Below are 8,346 nucleotides of genomic sequence, written 5' to 3'. Positions count from 1 at the left end.
GGGGGGGGGGGGGGGGGGGGGGGGGGCCCGTCGTGGGCCCCCACGGGGGGGGGGCCCCCGCCGGGGCCCCCCCCGCCTGCCAGACAGGACGCGGGGCGCGGACTACTTCGTGGGTTTCTTCCCGGTCACGCCCAGATGCACCAACAGGGCGAGGTTCGGCTTGAGTTCGGCCTGCTTCACACCCCAGGACTGGAATCCCTTCTGGTGCGAGGCGACCGCCGCGAGCATCGCGACCAGCGAACCGGCGACGGCCGCCGGGTTCACGTCCTTGTCGACCTTGCCCTTGGACTGCAACTCCGTGATGGAGTCGGTCAGGGAGTTGTTGACCGAGTTCAGGATCTTCATACGGATCTTGTAGAACCGTTTGTCCCCTTCGGCCGCACCGAGGTCGACCACCCGCAGGATCGCGTCGTTCCTGCGCCAGAACTCCAGGAAACCGTCGACGAGTTCCTGAGCGGTCGCCCAGCCGGCCTTGCCGACCCAGGAGCGACCGGCCAGCAGCTCGGTCAACTGCCCGCCCTCGGCGGCCATTTCCTCGGCGATCTCCAGGACGGCGCCTTCGACGTCCGGGAAGTACTGGTAGAAGGTCGCGGGCGAAGTGCCCGCCTTCCGGGCGACATCGATGACCTTGACGTCCCGGTAAGGGGAGGAGCTGAGCATCTCGCTGAGGCAGTCGAGCAGCTTCTGCCGGGTCGCCTGCCCACGCCGACCGGCCACGCGGCCGTCGACGGTACGCACTTGTCCTGTCATGCCGTCAGCTTACCGAGGGGTGATCGGAGCGCGATTCGGCCGACTGCAAATGGGGTGCACGGGTGTGCGAGGGGTGCGCGGGCGGCGATACCCCAGGTGGTGCGGCTGGTCTGCGGGGTGCGAGCGGGACGGTTACTTTGACGACATGGCCGAAAACAGGACATCCGAATACACAGAGGGCGTCCCGTGCTGGGTGGACGTACAGCTTCCCGACGTCGAGGCGGGCAAGCGCTTCTACGGCGGGCTCTTCGGGTGGACCTTCGAGGACGCCGGGGGAGGAGCCGTGTGGGCGCGGCTCGACGGCGCGGCCGTGGCCCGGCTCTCGCGGAAGCGGGACGGCCGGATGCCCACCGTCTGGACGGTCTACTTCGCGACCCCGGACATCAGGAACCTCGCCCGCCGGATCGTGGCCGCCGGCGGCCAGATCGTGAACGAACCGGTCCCCGTCCGCGACCTCGGCACCGCCGCCCTCGCCGCCGATCCGCAGGGCGCCGTCTTCGGCCTGTGGCAGGCGGCGGCCCTCCCCGGCTTCGGCGTCCGGCACGCGCCGGGCACCTTCGCCTGGGCGCAGCTCTACACCAGCGACACCGGCGCGGCCAACGTCTTCTACGGACAGCTCTTCAACGAGGCCCTGTTCGGCGCCGGCGCCCGGCCCGACTTCGGCCGCGCGCCGGTGACCGACGTGTTCGCGGCCGGGATGCCGTCGCAGTTCGTCGTCCACTTCCGCACCGGGGACGTGGAGGCCGCGGTGGGGGCCGTGGTGGAGCTGGGCGGCCGGGTCCAGGCGCCGCCCTTCGAGACGTCGTACGGAAAAGTGGCCGTCGTGACCGACAATCAGGGGGCGTCCTTCGCGCTGCTGCAACGCTGAGGCCGGAAACGGTCGGCACTCAGCGGAAAAATGTCTCACTTTGTCACGTGACACCCCGATTGGTCGCCGGGTTCGCAACCTGTGCCCGGGCCAGGAAGAATCGGGGTGCGTGCCGCCACGGCGGTGCGGTGGTGAGACGCTGCACGGGGTCGCGTACATATGTGGGTGGACGTGGTCCGTACGGGGAGGTGGCAGGCTAGTGGTGGATCAGCTGACGCAGCACGATCCGCGGCGGATCGGGCCGTTCGAGGTGCTGGGACGGCTGGGGGCCGGCGGCATGGGGCTGGTCTATCTCGCGCGCTCGGCGTCCGGCCGGCGCGTGGCGATCAAGACGGTCCGGACCGAACTCGCCGAGGACCAGCTGTTCCGGGTCCGCTTCACCCGTGAGGTGGAGGCGGCCCGCGCGGTCTCCGGCTTCTACACGGCCGCCGTGGTCGACGCCGACCCGCGGGCGGCGGTGCCGTGGCTGGCGACCGCGTACGTGCCCGCGCCTTCGCTGGAAGAGATAGTGAACGACTGCGGGCCGCTCCCGGCCCAGGCGGTCCGCTGGCTCGCGGCGGGTGTGGCGGAGGCGCTGCAGTCCATCCACGGGGCCGGTCTGGTGCACCGGGACCTGAAGCCGTCCAACGTCCTCGTCGTGGAGGACGGCCCCCGGGTCATCGACTTCGGCATCGCCTCCGGAGTCTCGAACACCCGTTTGACGATGACGAACGTCGCGGTGGGCACCCCCGCGTACATGTCCCCCGAGCAGGCGAAGGACTCCCGGTCCGTGACCGGCGCGAGCGACGTCTTCTCCCTCGGGTCCATGCTGGTCTTCGCCGCCACCGGCCACCCGCCCTTCCACGGCGCCAACCCGGTCGAGACCGTCTTCATGCTGCTGCGCGAGGGCCCCGACCTCGAAGGGCTCCCGGATGAACTCCGGCCCCTGATCGAGTCCTGCATGCAGATGGAGGCCACCGGCCGCCCCAACCCGGCCGACCTCCAGGCCAATCTGGCCCCCCACCTCTTCGGCTCCGGCTCCGACGACAGCGGTACGGCGTCCGCGTGGCTGCCCGAGAAGGCGGTCGCGCTGATCGAGTCCCGCCGCGGCGGCCGCCCGGCCGTGAAACCCTCCGCCGGCCCGGCCGGTGCCCGCAGCGGCGGCCGGCTCGCCGTGCCCCCGCCGCCCTCCTACGACCCCGTCGTCCCGGCCCCGGTCCCGGTCGGCGCCCCCGGACCCGACGCGGGCCCGGTCCGGCTGGCCGGCGCCAAGGTGCCGATCGGCCCCGGCCCGCGGGTCGCCGACGCCCGCGCCGCCGCCGTCAAGGCGCCCCCGCCCGAGACCGGCCTGGTGGCCAGCTGGTCCCGGCCCCACCCCGGCGTCAACGGCGTCGACCCCGCCGCACCGGCCGTACCCGCGCTCCCGCCGGAGACCGCGTCCGGCTGGCGGCCCTGGCGGTTCCGGATGTCCAACGACGTCTGGGGCACCCCGGCCGTCGACGGCGACCTCGTCTACGTGACCTCCTTCGAGGTGCACGCCCTCGACGTCGCCACCGGCAGGCGCCGCTTCAAGACCCGTGACGTGGCCTGGTCCATGGCGGTCGCCGACGGCCGCATCCACGCCTCCGACGGCCCCACCCTGTTCGCGCTCGAAGCCCGCGAGGGCGGCGACCTGTGGCGGCTGTCCACCGACGCCTGGGTGTACGCCCTGCGCGCCGAGCGCGGCACCCTGGTCACCGGCACGCGGGGCGGCGGCGTGCAGGCCTGGGAGGCCGCCACCGGGCAGAAGCTCTGGGAGCTGTCCGGCGCCCAGACCGACTTCGAGGCACCGGAGTCGGGGCCGTCCCTGCACGAGGGCACGGCGTTCGTCTGGCAGGACGCCCGCCTGCGGGCGCTGGACGCCCGTACCGGCGACGAGCGCTGGTCCTACCCCATCGGCGACGCGGCCTCCTGCGGTGGCGTCCCGGTCCGCCTCACCCACGCCCCCGACGGGTTCGTGTACGCCGCCGCGGGCAGCCGTGTCATCGCCCTGGACGCCGCGACCGGACGGGTGCGCTGGCACTTCGAGGCGCCGGCCGTCTTCCTCGCGCCGCCGGCCTTCGTGCCCGGCCCCGCGGTGGCCGGCGGCGGCGTCTACCTCGCCGACTACCTCGGTACCGTGTACGCCCTGGACGCCACCGACGGCCGCGACCGCTGGCGCATCGCGACCGAGGCCCGCTCCTCGGTCGAACCGGTCCTCGTCGCCGCCGGGCACGTGCACGTCGGCAGCGGCAAGGGCCTGTACACCCTGGACGCGGTCACCGGGACGCCCAAGTGGCGGTTCCAGGCGGGCGGCGACGTGGTGGGGGCGCCGGCGGTGGCGGAGGGCCGGATCCACTTCGGCTCCACCGACCATCTCCTCTACACCCTGAAGGCCGACGACGGGCGGCTGCGCTGGAAGCTCGCGACCGGCGGGGAGATCACCGGGTCGCCGGTGGTGCGGGACGGGGTGGTGTACGCGTGCAGCAAGGACCGCTGCGTGTACGCCCTGGACGCGGAGAAGGGGACGGGGACGGCGCGCACGGGGTGAGAGGTGGCGGTCGAGTGGCGAGTGGCGAGTGCGGCGCCGTCGTGGCCGTTCGCGCGGCGCGGCAGGGGAATCTCAGCGGATGCGAGGGGGCCCGGTCCGCCGCCGGTTCCCGAACCGTTCGGACTGGCGGTCGGCCGGCAGGTTGCCCAGGGTGATGAGGTGCGGCGCCAGCCCGTACCCCCGTTCCCGCGCCGCCTCCTTCGCCGCCCACAGCGCCCGCACGCTCCCCTGCACCCCGTCCGCCGGATACCCGGCGATCACGGTCGCGCACCGCACCGCCGCCTCCAGCGCCCCGCCGGCGGCCGTCACCTCGGACACCAGGCCCACCTCGTACGCCCGCCGCGCGGAGACCCGTTCGGCGTTGCCCATCAGCACCAGCCGGGCCACCTCCCCGAACGGCATCCGCTGCGCCATCAGCACCGACTCGTAGGCGCTGACCATGCCGTAGGAGGTGTGCGGGTCGAAGAAGGTCGCGGTCTCGTCGGCGACGACGAAGTCCGCCTCCCCGAGGAGGTAGAAGGCGCCGCCGCAGGCCATCCCGGCGACCGCGGCGATCACCGGTTTCCACAGGTCGTTGCTCTTCGGGCCGATCGCGATCAGCGGATCGTCCAGGCTGTAGGGCGACGTGGGCTGCGGCACCGTCGCGTCCCGGTCGAGCCCGGTGCTGAAGGCGCGGCCGCCCGCACCGGTGAGGACGACGGCCCGCACGGTGTCGTCGAAACGCAACGCCCGCCAGGTGTCGGCGAGTTCGGCGGCCATGGCCAGGTCGACGGCGTTGAGGCGCTCGGGCCGGTCCAGGGTGACGACGGCGACCCCGGTGTCCTCGTCGGTGACGACGCGCAGGGTCACGGCCGCTCCAGGACCCACTGCGGAAGCCCGTCCGCGAACACCGCCTGCACCCGGGCGCCGATCCGGATCCGGTCGGGGGAGAGGGAGTCCAGAGCGGCGCCGGCCGCGCTGACCACGTTGCCCACCAGCCGTACCCGCGGCGCGTCCGCCAGCTCCACGACCACCACGTTGTACGGTGCCCGCGCCGCGTAGTCCGGGAGGAGCGGCGGGTGCGGGACGACGTACGACCAGATCCGGCCGCGCCCGCTCGTCGGCCGCCACTCGCTCGCGAAGGACTGGCAGTGCGGGCAGCACGGGCGGGGCGGGAAGCGCGGCTCGTGGCAGTCGGCGCAGGCCTGGACGCGGAGTTCGCCGAGCGCCGCGTACTCCCAGAACGGCGCGCCGTCGGCGTCGATGGCCGGTCGCAGCATCTCAGCTCCTGTTGGTGAGGAGGAGGGCGGAGGTCGGCACGCCCTCGCCCGCGGTGACCAGGCAGGTGGCGGCGCCGGGCACCTGGGCGGTGCTGGTGCCCCGCAACTGCTTGACGCCCTCGGTGATGAGGTTGAAGCCGTGGACGTAGGCCTCGCTGAGTCCGCCGCCGCCGGTGTTGACCGGCAGCCGTCCGCCGATCTCCAGCGCGCCGCCCTCGGTGAAGGACCCGCCCTCGCCGCGCCCGCAGAATCCGTACCCCTCCAACGAGAGCGGGATCAGCGCGCTGAAGGCGTCGTAGATCTGGGCGACGTCGACGTCCTCGGGGGTGAAGTCGGCGTGCTTCCACAGGTGTCGGGCGGCCGTCCAGGCGGGGCCGGTGAGCGGGTCGTCGTTCCAGTAGTTGACCATCCCGTGGTGCTGGGCGGGCAGGCCCTGGGCGGCGGAGTGGACGTAGACGGGCTGCCGGGCGCAGTCTCGGGCGCGTTCCCTGCTGACCACCACGCAGGCCAACGCCCCGTCCGTCTCCAGGCAGTTGTCGAAGAGGCACAGCGGCTCGCTGATCCACCGGGAGGTCATGTACATCTCGCGGGTCAGCGGGCGGTCGTACATGACGGCGGCGGGGTTCTGGTTGGCGCGGTTGCGGCAGGCGAGGGCCACGTTGAAGAGGTGGTCGCGGGTGGCGCCGTACTCGTGCATGTAGCGGCGGGTGAGCATGGCTATCTCGTCGGCGGGCCGGAGCAGGCCGAACGGCCGGGTCCACTGGGCCGGTGTGGGCAGCTGGACGGTGGTGTTGGTCCAGGGCCGGGGGCCGCTGCCGCGCTTGCGCGACCGCCAGGCGACCCCGACCGAGGCCTGCCCGGAGGCGATGGCGGCGGCGAGGTGCGCGACGGTCGCGCACGAACCCCCGCCGCCGTACCCCACCTTGCTGAAGAAGGTCAGGTCCCCGAACCCGACGGCCTTGGCCAGCTCCACCTCGTCGGTCTCCTCCATGGTGAAGGAGGCGAGGGCGTCGACCTCGCCGGGGGCGATCCCGGCGTCGTCCAGGGCGGCGAGGACGGCACGGCAGGCGAGGGTCCGCTCGTCCTCGTCGAGCCGCTTGGCGAAGCGGGTCTGTCCGATCCCGACGATGGCGGTGGCGTCCCGGATCCCGGCCATGTGCACACCTCCACGATGCCGAAGAGCTGCTGACAGTCCGTCAGGCTACAGCTAATCTGACGTACCGTCAGCTATGCGTTCTGTGCTCTCGCCCGGGGAGGCCGTCGTGCGCGGTGACATGGAGTGGGGAACCGTCGCGGGGCTGGTGCGCTCCGCCGCCCGGCGGTACGCGGACGCCGAGGCGGTGGTGGACGGCCGGCACCGGATCGGCTACGCGGAGCTGGGCGCCCGGGTGGAACGGTCGGCCGCCGCCTGCCTGGCCGCCGGGATCGAGGTCGGCGACCGGGTCGCCGTCTGGGCGCCCAACTCCCTGGACTGGATCGTCGCGGCGCTCGGCGCGGTCTCGGCGGGCGGGGTGCTGGTCCCGCTGAACACCCGCTTCAAGGGCGCCGAGGCCGCCGACGTGCTGCGGCGGAGCGGGGCGCGCCTGCTCTTCGTGACCGGGACGTTCCTCGGCACGTCGTACGTGGCCTCGCTGCGGCGGGCTGCCGGGGAGGGCGGGGCCGGGGAGCCGCTGCCGGGGCTGCCGCTGCTGCGGGACGTGGTGGTGCTGTCCGAGGACGCGCCGGCCGGCTTCCGCACCTGGAAGGACTTCCTGGCGGCCGGTGAGGGCGTGGCCGGCGCCGACGTGGCGGCCCGCGTAGCGGAACTGGACGGTGACGCGCTCTCCGACATCGTCTTCACCTCCGGTACGACGGGCCGGCCCAAGGGCGCGATGATCACGCACGCGCAGACCCTGCGGGCGTACGAGGTGTGGGCCGACCTGGCGGGCCTGCGCGCGGACGACCGGTACCTGATCGTGAACCCGTTCTTCCACACCTTCGGCTACAAGGCCGGGGTGATCGCCTGCCTGATGCGCGGGGCGACGATGATCCCGCAGCCGGTGTTCGGCGTGGAGACGGTGCTGGCGAACGTGGCGGCGGAACGGGTGTCGGTGCTGCCGGGGCCGCCGACCCTCCACCAGTCGCTCCTGGACCACCCGGCACGCGACAGCCACGACCTGTCGGCCCTGCGGCTCGTGGTGACGGGAGCGGCGGTGGTGCCGCTGCGCCTGGTCGAGCGGCTGCGCGGCGAACTGGGCGTGGAGACGGTCCTCTCCGCGTACGGGCTCTCGGAGGCGAGCGGCATCGTGACCATGTGCCGGCGGGGCGACGACCCCATGGTGATCGCGTCGACGTCCGGGCGGGCGATCCCCGGCACCGAGGTGCGGGTGGAGGCGGCACCCGGCGAACCCGGCGAGGTGCTGGTCCGCGGCTTCAACGTGATGCGCGGCTACTACGAGGACGCGACCGCGACCGCCGAGACGCTGACCGCGGACGGCTGGCTGCGCACGGGCGACATCGGCGTCCTGGACCCGTCCGGGAACCTGCGGATCACCGACCGGCTGAAGGACATGTTCATCGTCGGCGGCTTCAACGCCTACCCGGCGGAGATAGAGCAACTGCTGGGCCTGCACCCGGACGTGGCCGACGTGGCGGTGGTCGGGGTGCCGGACGGGCGGCTGGGCGAGGTCGGCAGGGCGTTCGTGGTGCGCCGCCCGGGTTCGGTGCTCACCGGGGACGACCTGATCGCCTGGGCGCGCCGCGAGATGGCCAACTACAAGGTGCCGCGGGCGGTCGAGTTCGTGAGCGCACTGCCGCGGAACGCGAGCGGAAAGGTGCTGAAGGGCGAACTGCGCGGGCACCGGTCGCCCGACTCGCCCTAGTCGGCCTCGGGCACACCCCGGCCGCGGCGGCTCCCCTCCGCGCCGCCGCGGCCGTCCCCG

7 protein-coding genes are annotated in these 8,346 nt (G+C 73.4%); 3 read left to right on the top strand and 4 right to left on the bottom strand.

The features are described 5' to 3' along the window. Positions 1-102 precede the first annotated feature (102 nt). A complete protein-coding gene (locus tag ACIRQ9_RS15850; protein WP_404172445.1) occupies positions 103-750 on the bottom strand; it encodes a TetR family transcriptional regulator in 648 nt (215 codons plus the stop codon). 145 nt (positions 751-895) lie between these two features. Between ACIRQ9_RS15850 and ACIRQ9_RS15845 the strand changes: the two genes are divergently transcribed. Together ACIRQ9_RS15845 and ACIRQ9_RS15840 are read left to right on the top strand one after the other, a co-directional pair. Then, positions 896-1,618, top strand: coding sequence for a VOC family protein (locus tag ACIRQ9_RS15845; RefSeq protein WP_404172442.1), 723 nt, complete (start codon positions 896-898; stop codon positions 1,616-1,618). A gap of 199 nt (positions 1,619-1,817) precedes the next feature. Beyond that, positions 1,818-4,166 (top strand): serine/threonine-protein kinase, encoded by a 2,349-nt coding sequence (locus ACIRQ9_RS15840; protein WP_404172439.1) that lies wholly within the window; start codon positions 1,818-1,820, stop codon positions 4,164-4,166. Between the two features lie 72 nt (positions 4,167-4,238). On the opposite strand, the gene ACIRQ9_RS15835 is transcribed toward ACIRQ9_RS15840, so the two are convergent. From ACIRQ9_RS15835 to ACIRQ9_RS15825, 3 genes are read right to left on the bottom strand one after another with little or no spacing between them, the layout of a single operon-like run. Next, positions 4,239-5,015: an enoyl-CoA hydratase/isomerase family protein gene (locus ACIRQ9_RS15835; RefSeq protein WP_404172436.1), complete on the bottom strand. Its 777-nt coding sequence runs from the start codon at positions 5,013-5,015 to the stop codon at positions 4,239-4,241. Then, entirely contained in the window at positions 5,012-5,425 is a 414-nt protein-coding gene (locus ACIRQ9_RS15830; RefSeq protein WP_404172433.1) for a Zn-ribbon domain-containing OB-fold protein, read from the bottom strand. The genes ACIRQ9_RS15835 and ACIRQ9_RS15830 overlap by 4 nt, the downstream gene beginning before the upstream one ends. A 1-nt stretch (position 5,426) precedes the next feature. Further along, the gene (locus tag ACIRQ9_RS15825; protein ID WP_404172430.1) at positions 5,427-6,581 is read right to left on the bottom strand and encodes a lipid-transfer protein; all 1,155 of its coding nucleotides are present in this window, start codon (positions 6,579-6,581) and stop codon (positions 5,427-5,429) included. Between the two features lie 118 nt (positions 6,582-6,699). Here ACIRQ9_RS15825 and ACIRQ9_RS15820 point away from each other — a divergent pair, with 118 nt between their 5' ends. Further along, positions 6,700-8,286 carry a FadD3 family acyl-CoA ligase gene (locus ACIRQ9_RS15820; protein ID WP_404172487.1) on the top strand — a complete coding sequence of 529 codons (1,587 nt, stop codon included), beginning with the start codon at positions 6,700-6,702 and terminating at the stop codon, positions 8,284-8,286. Positions 8,287-8,346 lie beyond the last annotated feature (60 nt).

It is taken from the genome of Streptomyces sp. NPDC101237 (assembly GCF_044767465.1).
GTDB lineage: Bacteria > Actinomycetota > Actinomycetes > Streptomycetales > Streptomycetaceae > Streptomyces > Streptomyces gramineus.
Note: the sequence above shows the minus strand (reverse complement) of the source record. Positions and strands in the feature narration are given on the sequence as shown.

Excerpts from the sequence above, each read along its gene's own strand:
- ACIRQ9_RS15820 (WP_404172487.1), top strand. The coding sequence starts at position 6,700 with ATGGAGTGGGGAACCGTCGCGGGGCTGGTGCGCTCCGCCGCCCGGCGG.
- ACIRQ9_RS15850 (WP_404172445.1), bottom strand. The coding sequence starts at position 750 with ATGACAGGACAAGTGCGTACCGTCGACGGCCGCGTGGCCGGTCGGCGT.
- ACIRQ9_RS15825 (WP_404172430.1), bottom strand. The coding sequence starts at position 6,581 with ATGGCCGGGATCCGGGACGCCACCGCCATCGTCGGGATCGGACAGACC.
- ACIRQ9_RS15830 (WP_404172433.1), bottom strand. The coding sequence starts at position 5,425 with ATGCTGCGACCGGCCATCGACGCCGACGGCGCGCCGTTCTGGGAGTAC.
- ACIRQ9_RS15845 (WP_404172442.1), top strand. The coding sequence starts at position 896 with ATGGCCGAAAACAGGACATCCGAATACACAGAGGGCGTCCCGTGCTGG.